Raw genomic sequence first — 17,824 nt, forward strand, 5'->3', positions numbered from 1 at the left:
TAACCTCCTTTGGTTAAAAAGTAAAAAAAAAGAACAACGCCTTCAACAGAAGTGAAAGCGTTGCACTCAGATAGGCAAATATAGGGTTTTTAATTAACCAAACAGTTTCTCCACCACTACTTCCGCCATCTTCAAATAAGCTTCGTGGCTGTATCCTGCAATATGCGGCGTAACCAATACATTGGGCTGCGCACACAACCATTGAAGCGCCGCTTTTTCTGCTTCTGAATAGGTTGTGAGTTGTTCATTTTCAAGCACATCCAAGCCGGCAGCAACTATTTTACCAGTTTCAAGTGCACGGATCACTGCACCTGTATCATGCACTTTTCCGCGGCTGGTATTTAAAAAAACCGGGTTACAGGCTAATTGATCAAAAAACGCATCATTGGCCATATGATGTGTTTCCTCCGTTAACGGTACATGAAAACTGATCACATTTGAATAACGGGCCACCTGCTCCAAGCTGGCTTCTTTAACAAATCCTTTAGCAAATCCAAACCGGTATTTATCATAAGCCAGTACCGTAACCCCAAAAGGTTCCAACAGGCGGGCAAAAGCTCCCCCCGTATGACCAAATCCTATGATTCCCACTGTTTTTCCACTGAGTTCTGTACCGCGGTTGGCATCCCTTATCCACTTTCCTTCGCGTACTTCTGCAGCACTGGAACTAAGTTTATTCAGGAGCGATAAGAGCATTCCCAGTTCGTGTTCTGCCACGGCATTGCGATTGCCTTCCGGGCTGCTGACGCAGCGGATTCCTTTTTCAGCTGCAAAACCAAGGTCTATTAATTCAAGACCGCTGCCTAAGCGCCCCACCCATTTCAAACGGTCCGCTTTTTCCAGAAGCGGGCGATCCAGCTTAATGCGGGTGGTCAGAATCAGCCCGGTTATATCACCAATAATTTCACCCACCTGCTCATAGGTTATAGCAGGTTGATAAATAACCTCAAAACCCAGTTTGCTTAATTTTTCATTCAGCCAGGGATGTACACCTGCTGTTATCAATACCTTATCCATTGTTTCCATTCATTTTGAACGTGAGTGCCGCAAACTCTTCCACAGATAACTGTTCAGCTCTTTTCTGAAAAACAGGATCCAGCAACATTTCAGGTGGAAACAAGGATTTTACAGCGTTGCGAAGTGTTTTACGGCGCTGGTTAAACGCCGTTTTTACCAGCAGGAAAAACTGTTTGCGACCAGCCATCACCGGTATTGTTTTCCGGGGTTGCAGTGCAATTACCCCGCTCATTACCTTTGGCGGGGGATTAAAGCAACCCGGTGCTACATCAAACAGGTAGGCTACATCAAAATAGGCCTGTATCAATACACTGATTACCCCATACACTTTGGAACCCGGCGGAGCGGCCACGCGCTGGGCTACTTCTTTCTGAAACATGCCTACTACTCTTTCCACTTTCCCTTCCCATTCCAACACTTTAAACAAAATCTGGGAAGAGATATTATAGGGGAAATTGCCAACCAGCGTAAAGGGGTCGTCGAAAGGGCAATCAATATCCAGGAAGCTCCGGTGAATCAGCTTTCCTTTCAACGCCGGGTAGGCCGTTTCGAGGTACTGAACTTTTTCTTCATCCAGCTCCACCGCCCTGAATGCTACCCCCTGCAGCTCCAACAGGTATTTAGTGAGTGCGCCACCGCCCGGCCCTACTTCCAGCAAGCGTTCAAAAGGCTGCTGCTGCAAGGCCTCAACGATCTTTCGGCAAATATTCTCATCCCGGAGAAAATGCTGACCCAGTGATTTTTTAAGCGTATACATAAACTGGCGCAAAAATACAGTATTGGGCGCGGCCGCTGAATACTGTATTTTTACTGCTTATTTAAGCATAGTACAAAATGTCAACTGAAACTATACGTCCGATAATTGGTATAAGCTGTGGTGATCTGAACGGCATCGGCCTGGAGCTAATCATTAAAACCGTAGGCAACAGCAAATTGCTGGACCTCTGTACGCCCATTGTGTTTGCCTCTAATAAGGCCATCAATTTTTACCGTAAATCAACCCCCGACAGCAATTTCAACTTCCAGCAAATCAAGGATTTCAGCCGTATCAACCCGAAACAGGTGAATATCTACAATTGCTGGGAAGAAGAAGTAGCCATAACCCCCGGGCAATTAACTGCCGAAGGCGGAAAATATGCGGTACTTTCTCTGACTACCGCCACAGAAGCCTTGCTGGCCGGCCATATTCATGGGCTGGTAACAGCTCCGATCCATAAGAAAAATACCCAGAGCGATGCATTTCCTTATACCGGTCATACGCCTTACCTGAAACAGGCTTTCGGCGCTAAAGAAGTGGTTATGATGATGGTAGCCAGTAACATGCGGGTAGCTTTGCTGACAGAACATGTACCTGTTCAGGAAATAGGCCCTTTTGTTACAAAAGCAGCCATTCTTTCCAAGTTGAAACTGATCGAATCCAGCCTGAAACAGGATTTCGGAATAGACCGGCCCAAAATTGCGGTATTAGGATTAAACCCACATGCCGGTGATGAAGGTCTTATTGGTTCAGAAGAAGAAGCCATTATTAAACCTGCCATCAAGGAATTCAAACAACAAACAGGCGCAATTGTACAGGGTCCCTTTTCAGCGGATGCTTTTTTTGCCAGAGGATACCATGAACGTTTCGATGCAGTACTGGCCATGTACCATGACCAGGGGCTGATTCCCTTTAAATCACTTTCGCATGGCGAAGGGGTAAACTTTACCGCCGGCTTATCGGGTGTTCGTACCTCGCCCGACCATGGAACGGCCTTTGATATTGCCGGTAAAAACCGGGGCGATGAAAGTTCCTTTATCAGCGCCCTGTTCACCTGTGTAGACATAATCAGGCAGCGGTCTTTTTATCGCGAAAACAGGGCAAACCCTATGAAAAAACTCACCAACCGCCTGTTAGCCAATGCGGTTGATGAGAAAATTGAAGAATAAACCGGTTTACCGGAGTACCACTTTATGGGTGATCACCTCCTGGTTATTGGAAACCATACGCAACAGGTAAACACCTCTGGCATATTTTCCCAACCCGGAAATCTGGATGGTATTATTTCCTTTCTGCAATTGTTGAGATTGCTGATATACCAGGCGACCCCGATCATCCATTAATTGGCAATCCAACCATTGTTTTTCTTTTGCAGCAATAATAATTTGGAGATAAGACTGTGCCGGGTTAGGCATTACCGACAACTGCTCCACTACGGAAAGTTTTACCAGCACCACATCACTGATTACCGATTTACCTTCCCGGTTAATAGCTTTGATCCGGTATTGAACACCTGTTGAATGGCCAGGTTTGGTATCATGGAAGCTGGTAGCGTTATAAACCGTACCAATCACTACAAAATTACCGTTACCGTCTTTCCGCAGTACTTCATAATAACTTACCGGTTCTGTTGTACTTATTTCCCAGTTCAGGTGCACACCATCCGGTTGCTGGAAGGCGGTTACTTTTACGAAACGGGTTGACAGGATATAGAGGTACACTCTCCAGTCGCGTTCGGATGATTCGTTGGAATGTCGCTGCACCATGGTTTTAGATCCCGGGCTTGCATCCCCCGTCATAGAACCTGCAGTGCCCATGTAGGCAGACGTGCCTTTAGCAGAACTGTTATCCAGGTCAAATGTATTATCCAATCCATCGTCATCTGTATCCAGTCCACTTAGTGTAATATCATCATCAGCTTTACTGTTCATGTTAAAATCATTGGCTTCAATGATATCGCTAACGCCGTCGCCATCAGTATCACTGTCTCTATAATCCGGTATGCCATCCAGGTCTTCATCATTGGGTGTAATTCCGTTTCCGCCATAACCGTTGAACCCATCATACGCATTATCGATTCCATCATTATCCGAGTCCAATCCGGAAGGTAATTGATAGCTGTTGGTAGCAAGTCCCTCTACATTATCCGGAACACCATCATCGTCCGAATCAATATCGAGGTAATCAGGGTGTGTTCTGCCATCCGTATTCGGATAAACAAAATGACGGACAGTACCTGCATCCAGCATGCCATTGAAATCAATATCTGCATAACCAGCTTCGCGCAGATCGGTTATTCCATCCCCGTCACTGTCCAGGTCATAGGGGTTGGGGCGTCGGTCGTTGTCTTTATTGCGGAAGGGATAACTGTCTGCTCTTCCATCGTTGTTGGTATCGGCACCTGTTCTCAGGATCATAGTTCCGTTATCAATACGGCCATCGTTATTGGCATCTATACCTCCAGCTTCGATAACGTCGTATATACCATCATTATCACTATCCAGATCAAACATATTGGGTATACCATCCCCATCCAGATCGGGCAGTCCTAAGCCTACGCCAGAACCGGCGGCTCCTGTAGACGAAGCATCTACGTTCTGGGAAAGACCATCTCCATCCGGATCGGTAAAATTATCGATACGACCATCTCCATTCGCATCAACGCCACCTGCTTCTACCACGTCAGCAATCCCATCATTATCACTGTCCAGGTCAAACGAGTTTAATGTTCCATCAAGGTCAAAATCGAAACGATCATCAATTCCATCATTATTAACATCCACGAAACCGGGGGTATCAGCATCGCGATAATCAAGCGTACCATCCATGTCTTGATCCAGGTCTGCATCCAGGCCATTGTTTTCAACAAGATCCGGAATACCGTCATCATCATCATCAATATCACAGCCCAAATTAACCCGGTAGCTTACGCAGGTGGTCATATTACAATCACCTTCAATCCGAACATAATAGGTTCTGCTGGTGGAAGGATTTACCGTTAAAGTAGGGCCATATCCTAATGGAATATTAGTACCACAACCGTTTGCATACCAAACATAGCGTGCATTTGTTCCGAAGCTGCCACCATAGGCTGTTAAGGTTACACCACTACCCGGACAAACAGTTGTTTTATTGGCCCTTATACCGGTAGGCGAAACAGTGCTGGGTGACTTTAATGGCAGATAGAAACCGGGTGAAGCATAACGACATCCAGGATTATTAATGTTTCCGCCCGATGCTACCAATACCCTGTAATAGCGCTGATTGGTAGCACTCATAGAGGCAATGGTATAGGTTGAATTGGTGGCTCCGGAAAGATTGGTCCAGTTCAGACTATCGGTACTCGATTGCCATTGATACTGAACGGTACCATCAATAATTGTAGGATCACTTAAAGTAGCGGAGAAGGTTGCCTGTCCGCCCACGCAACCCGCACTTACTGCGGTAGTATTTACAACGGGTTCCGCATCACAAAGTCCAAATTCAATATCATCAATGGCCAGGTCATTTCCACAACCACCTTCTCCCTGGTTTATCACTTCCAGGATAATGGAAGAATATCCACTGGGTAATACAAACCGGATCCCGTGTCGTTCCCAGGCACTATTCGTTATTTCTGGGGTACTCAGGTAGGTAAGTACCAGGCCGGTTACTGCATCTCTGGCACGGAATAATAAACGGGGTGATTTGAAGCCACCAACAGCTGCACAAAAGCTTCGCTGGTTGCTGTTACTGATATTGGCCACCCACACATTCAGGGAATATTTGAGGTTGGAACAAAGATTATTGACCGTAGTACTGAATAATACGCTCTGTTGCACATCCGCATTAACTACCAGCATCTGGCCATTGGGATTGCCTGTATGATCCGGCATGGAATTCCAGTAGGTACTGTTTCCATTTGCGGGATTATTGGTTATCACATAGGAGTTGGTTGGTAATGGGTTGGAGGTAGAACCCGTATATTCTGTAGTGGTACCAAGGGGCATCAGGATAGAGGAACCCGTACCACTGCCGAAATTTTGCGAATACAATACATTATTTATAGCCGGACAAGGAGGAGATTCGCCTGCCACTACTACCACAAATGGAGTAGGCACTGATTCGCCTGCATCATCTGGTTTGCCGTTCAGGTTAAGATCAGGATGAGCGCCATCGGTTGAAACATCCCTAAGATTAACCCCAAAGCCGGAGGCTGTACTACCAAATCCGGTTCCGGTAACCGTTGCCGAGTTATTATAAATTTTTCCTCTTTCAATATTGCGTAACCGCACTGAAATCCGAATCGTAAAATTATTTTCGTTAACCGGGAAGTTTTTTAGCGTTTGAGCGTTTGCCAGTAAACGGGTATTGGTGGTTCCGTTGTAGGAACCGTTCAATGTAACTCCGGCGGGATTAGATACCAGGCTCGCACTGGCACTAACAACATTTGAGGCAAAATTTATGTTTGAAAGCGTATCGAACACCTGTAAGTTAGATATAGGATAATTACCGAAATTCCGGACATAGAGATCGTATACAACATCGTATTCTCCGGGTGTACCCGTAGGGGTTAGGGACACCAGCTTTTTGGCGGATCCTATTCCGGATGTAATACTGGTATTATCAAATGAGCTAAAGGTGGAACTGGCACCCAGGTTAAACCGGTCGCCGGTTAACATATCCAATCGGCTGTGCATACATAATGCGGGTGACGACCTTCTGAAAGAGCCCACAAATTGCCCACCTGCATAGGCCAGTCCTACCAGGTTTACATTGGCACCCGGTAATGGAATTGTATCAATATAAGTTGCTCTGATGGGGGCTGTACCGTAATCGCGGTAGTTCATCGTCATCAACTTATTATCAAAGGCAAAATAAAACTGACCCGTAGGAGTAATGGCGAAATCTCCATTCTGCGTATAAATCTTAACACCGGTTGGCATGGTAACTGGTACCGCTGCACCAATATTACCTGTGGTAAAATCAATACGCTGCAAAGTAAGATTATAGTTCAGGGGAGATCCGGTGGCAGGATTCATATTCACCATCCAGGCATAGCCATCTGAATCAAATGCTGCTGTTAAAATACTATTGAATACCCGAATTGGTGCCAGGTTATTATTCGGACAGGTACCGGGTGCCCATCTCCACACATAGGTGCTGGTTCCCGACCACCTGAAATAATAAATCATATTATCCTTTGGGTTAAAATCAACCAGGGCCCCGGAGGAAGAATAACCGGGTGAAGCGAGGCTGGGTGTACAGTCAAAGGAATTGATTTTGCTTAAAATATTGGTCTGGTCCTTAAACTCCATATAAGCCATACCAAGGGTACCGCTAGCGCAATTGGAGCGGCCAATACCAATTACAATGGAACGGACAGCCGGATCCTGGGCGCGCAGGGTACTTAAAAACATCACCAACAGCAGGCTAAGAAAGCTGGTTTTTAGGAAGGGGGTGGTCATACTCAAGGGTTGGATACCTTTAAAACGACCAAATATTAATTATATTTTTTCTACAAATAAAATAATGGAAAACCCCTAAAATTGAGGGAAACTACTTAAATAAGGCAGGAGATAAGCCCTTATTTATGCTATAGGTTTTGTAAACCAGGGAAACCCGGCCCTTGCCATCCCCGGACGCCTGGGGGGCTTTGGTAGATTTACCACCCTCATATTCCATGGTTACCCCTTTCGGCAGCTTGAAAGTACTGGTATTGAACACAAAAAGAATTTTATCCGGTAACCCCCATTGGGCAAACCGGTTGTATTCCATGTTGGATTCGTAGGTGCCATTTTCTTTCGTGGTGGTCGTAGCTTTCCAAACCAGGGCGGAACTTTCCTCAACCAGCAAGGTGGTTAATACGACATCGCTGTTCTCGGCAATGGGCAATAGTTTAATAATCGCCAGTTTACGGCCATTCACCGAGGTGTACCCACCCGGTACAGAGGTAAACTCTTTCCCTGAAATAAGGGAGTTCAGGCTTACATTCATGCCACCTTTAGGTAAAATGGAGATACCATCGGGTTTAATTATTTTAAATTGATCGGGTTGGCGGAAGTAAACTTTCACCTTTGAGTCGGGAACTTTCATAAAACTCACCTCTACCGAAAGAGTGGCATCCCCGGTATAGTCCTTCACCGATTCGAGCTTTTTTTTAACCGCCTGAAGCAATTGCGCTGCGTCCTGCGCCCTCAGAGATAGGGTAAATAACAGCGTACAGAAGAGAAAGCCAAACTTTTTCATATTAGGATAAAATATCTTTTTTGCGGAATACAAAAATAGTAGCCAGTAGTAGGCCAACAATATGCAGCACCAGGATACCGGCCGATTGAAGTACAGGCTGCCAGGCAACCGGCGCATCAAAAAAACCTTTCCAGCCGATCATGTGGGTGGTAAACAAAAAGGGCTTGATAGTATTAAAAATGGGAATATCCATGGTGCTGAGAATGGTACAAACGATAATTACACTCATAGTGGTAACAATGGGTCCGATAGAGTTTTCCGCAAATACAGAAAAAAAGAAAGCGAGTGCAGGTACCGTTGTCATAGCAATTGCCGCAAATCCAAATGCGGCGAAATAGCGCCACAAGACGTCGGCTTTTTCCAGTATAACTACTTCGGTACTTTTTAAAATCATGAGGTCACCAGTTCCGAAAATCCAAACAGACACCAAGAGCGCCAGAAAGGCCATCCAGATCAATAATAATATGGTGTAAATAACAGAAGCAGTAAACTTAGCCAGTAAGAGGCGGGTTCGGCTAACCGGTTTGGTGATCAATAGGCGAAGGGTACCCATATTGGCTTCTCCGGCAATCTGATCACCAGCTACAAGGGCAATTAATAAGGGTACATGAATAAGAAGGGTCTGCAGCACGATAAAACAAATCAGGTAACCATTCAGGACATTCCCCTGTATATCAAAACTCTGGGTTAGAGATTGCATACCAAATGCCATATAATTTGAGCCATCGGCATAAAAGGCCAGCAATATTAAAGCTACAATTGCACCAATAGCCGCAAAACTGATATAGGTACGCGAACGCTTGAATATCTTAAACAGTTCAATTTGTAAAAGTGGCCACATGTTGATTGCCCGAGGTTAAGGATAAAAAATATGCTTCCAGTGAATTGACCGAGCGGATGGATTGCAGATCAATGTCCATTTGCACCAGGTAACGCGTTAGTAAGGGAACCTGGTCTGGCGGCAGGGGCACCACCAATTCCTGCTTCCATTCTTCTACCGGCAGGTTCCAGGGAGCCCGGGTCACGCAGGTTCCCGTCCGGCACCACCCGCGGACGGCCGGGAAATCGAAGTACACCATCTTCCGCACCGTGCGGGTGATCCTCGACCTGCTCACGGTGAAGTTCCTCGCGAGCTACCAGACCCGACCAATGCACCTCTTCGGCCTCGTCGGCCTGGGGTTGATGTTCGCCGGGACGGTCGCCCTCGCGGCCGCGGTCGCCATGAAGTACACGAGCGGCCCGGGGATGACCTCGAATCCGCTGACGCTGCTCGGCCTGCTCGCCGAGGTGTGCGGTGTGCAGTTCCTGTCGCTCGGCCTAATGGGCGAAGTGATGACGCGGGTCTATTCGAGAGCCAGGGAAAACGGCCGTACCGCGTCCGCGAGATTGCCGAAGGCGTACGCGATCGCGGCGTGCTGACGGCGAAGTGACGAAAAAAGGCGGCCGGTCTGCGACCGGCCGCCCCGAATTCGGTTCATTTCAAATTACGCGCCGGCGGGGTCCTTGCCGCCGATCCACGGGCCTTCGAGCTTCTGGTAAGCCGGCGGTTCGAGCAGGCTGCCCTTGTCGCCGCCGGTCCAGCCGATGACCTGGTTCGGCTTACCGCGTTCCTTCGACCGCTTTTCCCAGGCGGCGGCCCAGGTCGCGTCGGCTTCCGTCGGCTTGCGGGCTTGCTTGTCCCAGAACAGCGCCTTGCCGTTGCGGTAACTGAGCACGCCCATGTTCACGGTGCTGAACGCGGCGGCTCCGAGTTCTGGCGTGCAGAGCGTGTCCTGCTTGCCGGCGGCGACGTGTTCGAGGAAGTCTTCCCACAGGGCGTAGGTCGCGTTCCCCTTCTTCGGGTTTTCGTAGGTGAAGACCGGGGCGTCGTTCTTTTCGCCCGGCTTGACAGGCCCGCCGGCGATCTTCTGGCCGTAGACCTCGAAGCCCTTCATGTAGTCGCCGCCGCCGGTGAACTTGATCGTGGCCAGGTGGCCGCGGATCATTTCGCCGAGCTGGGTGTCGTTGGCCATCGTCGCGGAGACGATGAACTGGCAACCTTCGTCGTAGTCGGCAACCACGGTGGCGGTGTCCGGCACGTCGCGGCCGTCGTACTCGATGTAGATGCCGCCGGCCCCGACGACGCGCCGCGGATAGCGGATCCCCATCGCGGCGATGAGGTGGGTCGTCTGGTGGACGAACAGGTCAGTGAACATGCCGCCGCCGAACGGCCAGTAGCAGCGCCACTGGGCCCAAACGGCGCGGTCGAACGGCATGTCGGCTTCCGCCGGCCCGATCTTCTCGCCGTTGACTTCCTGCTCGTTGCCGAGCCAGGTCTTCCAGTCGATGGTCTTCGGCGACATTTCCTTGGTCAGCGGGTAGTAGCGCCACTGGCCGACGCTGCTGTTGCGGAAGTAGCTGGTCTGGCCCTGGAGCACGTGGCCGATGTTGCCGGCCGTGATGTACTTGTTCGCCTCGGACCAGGTCGGATCGGCCATGCTCTGCACGCCGACGGTCATCACCTTACCCGATTCCTTCCACGCATCGACGACGGCCTGCGATTCGGCGATGGTCCGGGTCATCGGCTTTTCGCAGTAGACGTGCTTGCCCTTCTTGAGGGCGTCGATCGTCATTTTCGCGTGCCAGTGGTCCGGTGTGGCGATGGTGACGACGTCGACGTCGCCGTTGTCGAGGATGACGCGGTAATCCTTGGTGACGCGCTTCTTATCGTCCTTGTCGAGCCCGCAACGTTCGGCCGACGGGTACAGGCCACGCCCCTTGATGAGGTTCGGGACGACCTGGCCGTCCCAGACGTCGCAGACCGCGAACGGGACGACGTTCTTGTTTTCCTTCTGCATCTGCAGCACGACGTCGATGTGCTGCTGACAGCGGCCGCCGACGCCGAGGAAGGCGACGTTGAGTTTGCCGTTGGCTCCGAGCACCTTGGCGTAGGACTTGGCCGGCAGGGCCATCGCGGCACCTGCGACGCCCGCGGCCGCGGACGTTTGCAGGAACCCGCGCCGGGTCGGCTGCGTGGAATTCGACATGGGATCTCCGGAATGGAAAAGGTAGGTTTGGGTTTGGCGAGCCGGGAGCGTAAGCGACCGGAGTTTGGTGGCACTCCGGTCGCTTACGCTCCCGGCTCGCCGGAATCACTTCTTCTTTTGTTCCAGCAACCAGGTGTAGAGTTCATCGGTGCCGTAGGCGTTGTCCCAGGAGTTGTGGGCGACGCCGGGGTATTCGGTGTACTTCGGTTTGCCGCCGGCCTTTTCGATTGCATTGATCATGTCGCGGGACAGGTCGACCTTCACGGCCGCGTCCTTGTCGCCGTGGAAATTCCAGATCGGCAGATCCTTGAGTTTCTCGGCGTCGGCGACGTTGCCGCCGCCGCAAACGGGGGCGATTGCGGCCCACTTCGTGGGGTTGGCTGCCGCCTGGTTCCAGGTGCCGAACCCGCCCATCGACAGGCCGGTCAGGTACACGCGGGCCGGGTCGGTCTTGTACTCCTTCGTCGTGGCTTCGAGCATCGCCAGGGCCCGGTCGCCGTCGGGCTTGCCGGCGAACCAGCGCTGCACCACGGGCGTCTTCGTGTGCTCCGCCTGCGGAATCACCACGATGAACGGGAAGGTCTTCTCGCGTTTCTGAATCGCCGGCCCGATGCCGACTTGCACCGGCTTCTTGCTGCCGCCCTTGGTCTCGCCGGCACCGTGCAGGAACAGGATGATCGGGACTTCCTTCGTGCCGTCGTAGCTGTGCGGCACGAACACGACGTAAGGCGATTCGGTGCCGTCGGCATTCTTGAACGTCTTGTCGACGAATCCCGTTTTCGTGTCGGCGGCCGACGCGGTGCCGGCAAAAACGACGAAGCAGGCGAGGAACAGCGGACGGAACATGGAGAGGCTCCGGTGGCAGGCGTGTGAAGGTAAAGTAACAAATCGCTCGGCGAATCGCCAACGATTACCGGCCGTCGGCCTCGCAATCTGATTTTCAGATGGCAAGGTTTTCCGCGTCGACCCGAAAGCCCGGCGAGCCCATTCGCCTTTTGGACTTTTCGCGGCCGTCCGTAGAATTTCCGCCATCGACTCGAACGTTTCGCGGAGATGGCGATGGAGCAGATGCTGATCGGTGCTGTGCTCGGGGCCGCGTTTTCCGGCTTTGTGCTTTCGGTGGCGATGGTCGCCCGAGCGGGGTCAATCGGCCGGGCCACCTGGGGCCTGACCGTCGCGGGCCGGGCGAACCAGGACGCGGCGTTCGACGCCGCCGTCCGCGGTCTCCTCGGTCAACCCGTGCCGCCGCCGCCCGAACCGGCGAAGGTCGAGGCGCCGAAACCGGTCGCACCGCCGAAGCCGGTCGCGCCGCCAAAACCGACCGGCGAACCGGTCCGAGTGCTCGCATTGCTGCAGGCCGAAGCTCGCCTCGTCGATTTTCTGATGGAAGACATCGCCGGCGCGAGCGATGCCCAGGTCGGACAGGCCGTCCGCGACATTCACAAGAAGGCGGCCGCGGCACTGAAATCGCATATGACCGTCGAACCGGTGCTCGGCGGCACCGAGGGAGATACGGTCACGGTGCCGGTCGGATTCGATCCGTCGGCCGTCCGCGTGACCGGGAACGTGACGGGGCAACCGCCGTTCAAGGGCGAACTCCAACACCCCGGCTGGCGCGTCCGCGACCTGAAACTCCCGACGATTGCCGACGGACAGGATCCGTTCGTCGTCCAACCCGCCGAGGTGCAACTGCCGTAAACCTCCCGAGATCGCCCATGCCCATTCGCCCCCGCCTCGGTGTCACCCGCCTCGAAGACCGCACGACGCCCGTCGTATCCGCATTCGAAATCGCACCGATCGTCGGTTCCGGAGTCGGATTCGACGGCGTCGTCAACTTCGGCGAAAACCTCAACGCACTCGATTCCACCGGCGTCGTGCTGACCGACGCCCGCTACGTCCTCACGGCGGCGCACTGCGTCGATTCCAACGGCGACAAGATCGCGGATGCGGAGAACTACTTCGTCCGCTTTGCGTTCACGAGCGGGCCGGTGGTTCTGACGGTGCCGCGGGCGGCCATCACCATCGAGCCGCGCTGGCAGGGAAGCAACCGGATCGGCGAGGGGGGCGACATCGCCCTTATGCGGTTACCCGCGATCGCTCCCGGCGGTACGAGCATCGGCTTTGCCCCGTACGCTGTGACCGACGAACTCGGCAAAACCGTCACCTTCTACGGTTTCGGATTCGCCGGCACCGGCACGACCGGCGAGGCGAGCGGCAACGCGAACGGAAACGCCGAGGTGCAGCGGCTCGCGATTTCGGGAGCCGGCAATCTCACGCTCGGCTTCAACGGCCAAAGCACCACCATTGCCGCGAACATCACGGCCTCAGCCTTGCAGGCGCAACTTCAGGCATTCACCGGCCTGACCACGGTCAACGTGTTTACGGTCGATTCGCCCGGTAATCCGAACAACGGTGCCTTCGAACTCGTGTTCGAGAACGTCGATACCGCCCTGTTCGGCGGACTGAACGTGCCGCAGGTCACGCTGACGCCGCAGGGCGGATTCGTGGGTACCGCCGTGGCCACGACCCTGCAGGACGGCAACTCCGGAGGCGTGCGACACGTCGGCACCGCGGTCGTGAACCAGTTCGGGCAGTCTGGTGAAACCGACATCTTCGGAGCCGGCTTTCCCTCGGTGGCCGGCGCAAGCGTGCTCGGGGCCGGCGATTCCGGCGGGCCCGCGTTCATCGACGGCAAAATCGCCGGCATCGCCTCCTACGGCACCGACGAATCCCGATTCGGCGACAGCACCTTCTGGGCCCGCGTCTCGGTGCTGCTGCCGACGTTCCTGAATCCGCTGCTCGCCCAGAAGGCGGCCGTCGTCCTCGACATGACGACGCAACCGATCGGAAACGACGGCACGCCCGATTCGGTCCGCGTGTTCCAAGAGGACTACCAGATCGTCGTTGAGGTCAACGGCGTGCGGTACCTCACGGTGCCTGTCAGTACCGTGTCCGGCATCACCGTCCGGGGTTCGGCCGATGGAACCAGCGTGAATGCCGATGGGGCCTACCCGTTCGCGGTGACCGCCACCGACGCGACCTTCTCGCGCACGAATGCCCACAACATCGCCGTGGGAGCGCCCCCGGCGGCGGGCCGCGGGTGCAGGTGATCGACAGTACCAACGGCACCGAACTCGCCAGCTTCTTCGCCTTCGAGTCGACGTACACCGGCGGCGTCAACGTCGCCCGCGGCGACCTCACCGGCGACGCCATCCCCGATCTGATTGTGACGGCCCGCGCCGGCGGCGGACCGCGAGTGGTGGTGCTCGACGGCAAGACCGGAGCCGAGGTCCGCAGTTTCTTCGCCTTCGAGGAATCGTTTACCGGCGGCGTGAACGCGGCCGTCGGCGACCTCAACGGCGACGGTATCGCGGACATCATCCTGACGCCGGGCGTCGGCGGCTCGCCGCGGGTGCGAGCGTTCGACGGGGCGAGTGGCGCGGAACTGCTCAGTTTCTTCGCCTACGACGGCAGTTTCCGCGGTGGGGCGACCATCGCCGTCGGCGACGTCAACGGCGACGGCATTGCGGATTTGGTCACGGCACCGGGTGCCGGCGGCGGCCCGAACGTGCGTATCTTCGACGGCAAGACCGCGACCGAGCTGCGGAGCTTCTTCGCCTTCGACCCGAACTTCCGCGGGGGAATTACGGCCGCCGTCGGAGACGTCACCGGCGACGGCTTTGCCGAAATCTTTGTCGGCGCGGGTGCCGGGGGAAGCCCGCTGGTGAACTCCTACAACGGGCAGACCGGCTCGCTCATCAACTCCTTCAACGCCTACGATTCCGGGTTCAACGGCGGCGTCGCCGTCGGCTTCAGCCCGGACGGCAACGGCGACCCCCGCCTCGTCGTGGCTCCGCTGACGAAGCCCGGCGCAATCAAGTCGTATCGCTTCGACGCCGGGAACATCCTGATCAACAACGCGTCGCAAATCGGCTTCGCCGACGTCGGCGCCAGCATCGGCTGAGGAGCGTCCAGCGGCTAATCCGCGTTCCGATTAGTGCACGCAATCGCTTCGTTTTGGAGCCTGAAAGGCTCCTTCCGTCAGCCCAGGCCGGAGGCCTGGGAATCGGGGATTGGGAGTCTCCCGACCCTGTAAGGGTCGCTCACCCATGTGGCGAGAACGACCCTTATAGGGTCGAAAACGGTGACCGCAGAGTTCCCAGGCCTGCGGCCTGGGCTGGTAGAAGGAGCCTTTCAGGCTCCCAGACCAGGATTCGCCCATGAGAACGCGGAGTAGTCGCTGGACGATTCCTAAGCCGCGTCGCGGCCATCACGGTTTCGCCCGCTGTTCCAGTAGGTACGCGATCAGGTGGAGGAACTCGGGTTCGGGGACGGCGGTGTCGAAATTCGCGGGCATCGGCGACAGTGGCGAGAGCGTGCGTTTCTCGACGTCGTCGGCCGCGATGCGAACCTCCTTGCCCGTCGCGTCGGCGAGTACCAAGGTTTTTCCCTCCTCGCGGAGCAGCAGTCCCGTCACGGTGCGGCCGTCGACGAGGTTGAGCGTCGTCGCCCGAAACGCGGCGTCGACGTTGCGGTTCGGGTCGAGCACGTCTTCGAGCAATCGGTCGGACCCGCGATTGCCGACGCCATCGAGCTGTGGCCCGACTTTCGCCCCGAGGCCGGCGAGTTGGTGGCAGGCGGCGCAGTTCGTCGCGAACGCCTTCTTTCCGATTTCCAGGTCCGGCTTCAGCCCGCGGAACTTGTCGCCGCGGGTGCGAATCAGGTCGGCGATGCGCTGATCGGCCGTTGGCAAGCCTTTCGTGAGTTCGCCAATTCGCGACTTGTGCTTGCCGCCGTCGATGGCCAGGAGTTTCGTCGACACGGATTTATCTTGCAGCAAACGCGGCGACGCTTTCCCCACGGCGACGGCATCGAGGAGTGCTGATGCTCCTGGGGGCGAGCCTGCGAGAGCCGCGGCGATGGCTCCCGAAAGGCGGGCAGGGGAGGTCGGCAACGCGGCGAGGAGCGCGGCCCGCCCGTCGTCGCGGCCGGCCAGCGACTGGGCCACTTTTACCTGCACGGCGAACGGCGTGCCGGGAGTCGCCAGGAGTTTCGCGAGCGTCGGAACCGCCTTCTCGCCGTCGAGCGCGACCAGCGAGGTCGCCGCCGCGGAACGCAGCGGTTCCGGGCGATTGGCCGCGGTCGCCACCGCCGAGATGGCGTCGAACGTCGACTTCAGTTTCAGGGCGGCGGCGAGTTCGATGGCCGATTGCACCGCGGCCGGGTCGGTGCCCGCGAGCCCGTCGCTGCACGATTTCTCGGCGAGCGTCGGCAACTCGGCCGGCAGTTTCCCGCCGCGAGATTGCACGCCTCGCACGAGCCGCTGCAACCCCTGCACCGCGAACGCCGGAGGAGCTTTCTGCGACAGGTAGATGATCGCGTGCGCGGCCTGGTCGTCGGTGCCGAAGCGGCCGACCGGTTCGCAGAAGAAGAGGTCGTTCTTGCCGGAGATTAGTTGCTTCAAAAGAAACGCTGACGCTTCCGACGAGCCAACGGCCACCGCCACGTCGGCGATGGCGTTCGCCTCGGAGTCGGGAAGTTCCGCCACGGCGGCCCAACCGCCCTTGGTTCGCACGCAATTCCGCAGCGCGAGCCGGGCGGCGTACTTGAGGTGCGTGTCCTCGGGCGGACACGATCGAATGACTCGGACCAGTTCGGGAATCTGCCGCGGATCAGGGAACGCGATCAAATGATCGAGCTGGGTTCGGAGCACCTGAGGCTGGGGATCGAGCTTCGCGTTGCCGATGGGCTCGAGCTTGCCGTTGACCTGCATCAGATTCTCGTCGCCGGCCGTGTAGGTACGGAGGAGGTGCGCTTTGGTCAGCGAGTCGGTCGGTTCACCGGACACGCGGAAGGAGAGTCCCTTTCCAATACGAGGACCGAGGTCGACCCAGTTGCGATGGGCCGTATAAGTCGCATTCCCCGCCAGCGGCGAGGGACCCGTGTTCTTGAGGCTGTCGGCATCGCGGCGGCGGATCAGTTCCAGAGTTGCCATCAACCGCACGGTCAGGTTCGGATGGCCGAGCAGTGGGTCGACGTCCTCGGCCTTCGCGGTCGTCAGGTCGGCGAACGGGGCGGTCGGAACCTCGCCCTTGCCGTCGACGCCGCGGTAGACGATGCGCCAGACGCGGCCGCGGTCCTTGTCGCGGCCCGGGTGCTTCAAATCGACTTCGTAGTGACCGATGATCCGGTTGTAAAAGTCGGCGACGTAGAGCGCACCGTCCGGCCCGAGCTTGATGTCGGTGGGGCGGAACCAGGGGTCGGAACTCGTCAGGAAATCGGGTAGTTCCTTGGCGACGGGCGTGCTGCCGTGCCACTCGATTTTGTCGGCATTGATGCGGTTCGTGACCACGTTGCCGAGAAACATGCAGCCGCGGTACTCCTTCGGAAACTGGTCGGCGTCGTACCAAGTCAGACCGCAGAGTGCGGTGCTGCCGTGGCCGTGAACCGTAACGTGCGGCGCGAAACCGAGGCCGTCGTGCGGCTTGCCGAAACTCTGGTACGTCGCGCCGCGGATCAGTTGCGTGATCGGCTTCGAGTGGCAGTCGGCCGTGTACAGGTTGAACCACGGGTCGACGGCTACGCCGAACGGATTGACCTGACCGTAGGTGAAGTTTTCGAGGTGCGTGCCGTCCGGTCGGAAGCGGAAGGTATTCCCGGAAACCATCTTGATCGTGCTGCCGTCGGTGCCCTTCGCCGCGGAGTCGTTCGCAAATCCGTGCGTGGCATAGACCCAACCGTCGGGCAGCAGGGTGAACGAGTTCGTCATCCCGTGCGTGTCCTTGGTGCCGAGACC

General features: G+C 55.5%; 14 protein-coding genes. 5 read left to right on the forward strand and 9 right to left on the reverse strand.

The genetic code is table 11. The annotated features are described in order from the left end of the window. Positions 1–93 precede the first annotated feature (93 nt). Complete coding sequence (locus A1D16_RS06085) at positions 94–1,017, reverse strand: NAD(P)-dependent oxidoreductase (protein WP_290708401.1); 924 nt, start codon at positions 1,015–1,017, stop codon at positions 94–96. Beyond that, positions 1,010–1,774, reverse strand: a complete 765-nt coding sequence (gene rsmA, locus A1D16_RS06090) for a 16S rRNA (adenine(1518)-N(6)/adenine(1519)-N(6))-dimethyltransferase RsmA (protein WP_290708402.1) — start codon at positions 1,772–1,774, stop codon at positions 1,010–1,012. Before rsmA ends, A1D16_RS06085 begins: the two co-directional genes overlap by 8 nt. A 77-nt stretch (positions 1,775–1,851) precedes the next feature. Between rsmA and pdxA the strand changes: the two genes are divergently transcribed. Next, positions 1,852–2,943, forward strand: coding sequence for a 4-hydroxythreonine-4-phosphate dehydrogenase PdxA (gene pdxA, locus A1D16_RS06095; RefSeq protein WP_290708403.1), 1,092 nt, complete (start codon positions 1,852–1,854; stop codon positions 2,941–2,943). 6 nt (positions 2,944–2,949) lie between these two features. On the opposite strand, the gene A1D16_RS06100 is transcribed toward pdxA, so the two are convergent. From A1D16_RS06100 to A1D16_RS06115, 4 genes are all read right to left on the reverse strand, one after another. After that, positions 2,950–7,221, reverse strand: a complete 4,272-nt coding sequence (locus A1D16_RS06100) for a T9SS type A sorting domain-containing protein (protein WP_290708404.1) — start codon at positions 7,219–7,221, stop codon at positions 2,950–2,952. A 91-nt stretch (positions 7,222–7,312) separates the two neighbouring features. Beyond that, positions 7,313–8,002 (reverse strand): hypothetical protein, encoded by a 690-nt coding sequence (locus tag A1D16_RS06105; RefSeq protein WP_290708405.1) that lies wholly within the window; start codon positions 8,000–8,002, stop codon positions 7,313–7,315. 1 nt (position 8,003) lies between these two features. Next, a complete protein-coding gene (locus tag A1D16_RS06110; protein WP_290708406.1) occupies positions 8,004–8,843 on the reverse strand; it encodes an ABC transporter permease in 840 nt (279 codons plus the stop codon). Further along, on the reverse strand, positions 8,821–9,027 hold the full coding sequence (locus tag A1D16_RS06115; RefSeq protein WP_290708407.1) for a hypothetical protein: 207 nt from the start codon (positions 9,025–9,027) through the stop codon (positions 8,821–8,823). Before A1D16_RS06115 ends, A1D16_RS06110 begins: the two co-directional genes overlap by 23 nt. A 64-nt stretch (positions 9,028–9,091) precedes the next feature. Between A1D16_RS06115 and A1D16_RS06120 the strand changes: the two genes are divergently transcribed. Next, positions 9,092–9,421, forward strand: a complete 330-nt coding sequence (locus tag A1D16_RS06120) for a hypothetical protein (RefSeq protein ID WP_290708408.1) — start codon at positions 9,092–9,094, stop codon at positions 9,419–9,421. Between the two features lie 65 nt (positions 9,422–9,486). Here A1D16_RS06120 and A1D16_RS06125 read toward each other — a convergent pair whose 3' ends face one another. Continuing rightward, positions 9,487–11,028 carry a Gfo/Idh/MocA family oxidoreductase gene (locus A1D16_RS06125; protein WP_290708409.1) on the reverse strand — a complete coding sequence of 514 codons (1,542 nt, stop codon included), beginning with the start codon at positions 11,026–11,028 and terminating at the stop codon, positions 9,487–9,489. Positions 11,029–11,133: 105 nt separating this feature from the next. Then, positions 11,134–11,874 carry a dienelactone hydrolase family protein gene (locus tag A1D16_RS06130; RefSeq protein WP_290708410.1) on the reverse strand — a complete coding sequence of 247 codons (741 nt, stop codon included), beginning with the start codon at positions 11,872–11,874 and terminating at the stop codon, positions 11,134–11,136. A gap of 207 nt (positions 11,875–12,081) precedes the next feature. Between A1D16_RS06130 and A1D16_RS06135 the strand changes: the two genes are divergently transcribed. Genes A1D16_RS06135 through A1D16_RS06145 form a run of 3 tightly spaced genes read left to right on the forward strand, consistent with a single transcriptional unit; the run spans position 12,082 to position 14,992 of the window. Then, on the forward strand, positions 12,082–12,726 hold the full coding sequence (locus A1D16_RS06135; RefSeq protein WP_290708411.1) for a DUF2760 domain-containing protein: 645 nt from the start codon (positions 12,082–12,084) through the stop codon (positions 12,724–12,726). 17 nt (positions 12,727–12,743) lie between these two features. Beyond that, positions 12,744–14,138 carry a trypsin-like serine protease gene (locus A1D16_RS06140; protein WP_290708412.1) on the forward strand — a complete coding sequence of 465 codons (1,395 nt, stop codon included), beginning with the start codon at positions 12,744–12,746 and terminating at the stop codon, positions 14,136–14,138. Then, complete coding sequence (locus tag A1D16_RS06145) at positions 14,129–14,992, forward strand: VCBS repeat-containing protein (protein WP_290708413.1); 864 nt, start codon at positions 14,129–14,131, stop codon at positions 14,990–14,992. Before A1D16_RS06140 ends, A1D16_RS06145 begins: the two co-directional genes overlap by 10 nt. A 306-nt stretch (positions 14,993–15,298) precedes the next feature. Here the strand turns inward: A1D16_RS06145 and A1D16_RS06150 are convergent. Then, on the reverse strand, positions 15,299–17,824 hold a 2,526-nt coding region (locus A1D16_RS06150), incomplete at its 5' end, for a c-type cytochrome (RefSeq protein ID WP_290708414.1).

This window comes from Flavihumibacter sp. CACIAM 22H1, from assembly GCF_001601815.1.
Lineage (GTDB): Bacteria > Bacteroidota > Bacteroidia > Chitinophagales > Chitinophagaceae > Flavihumibacter.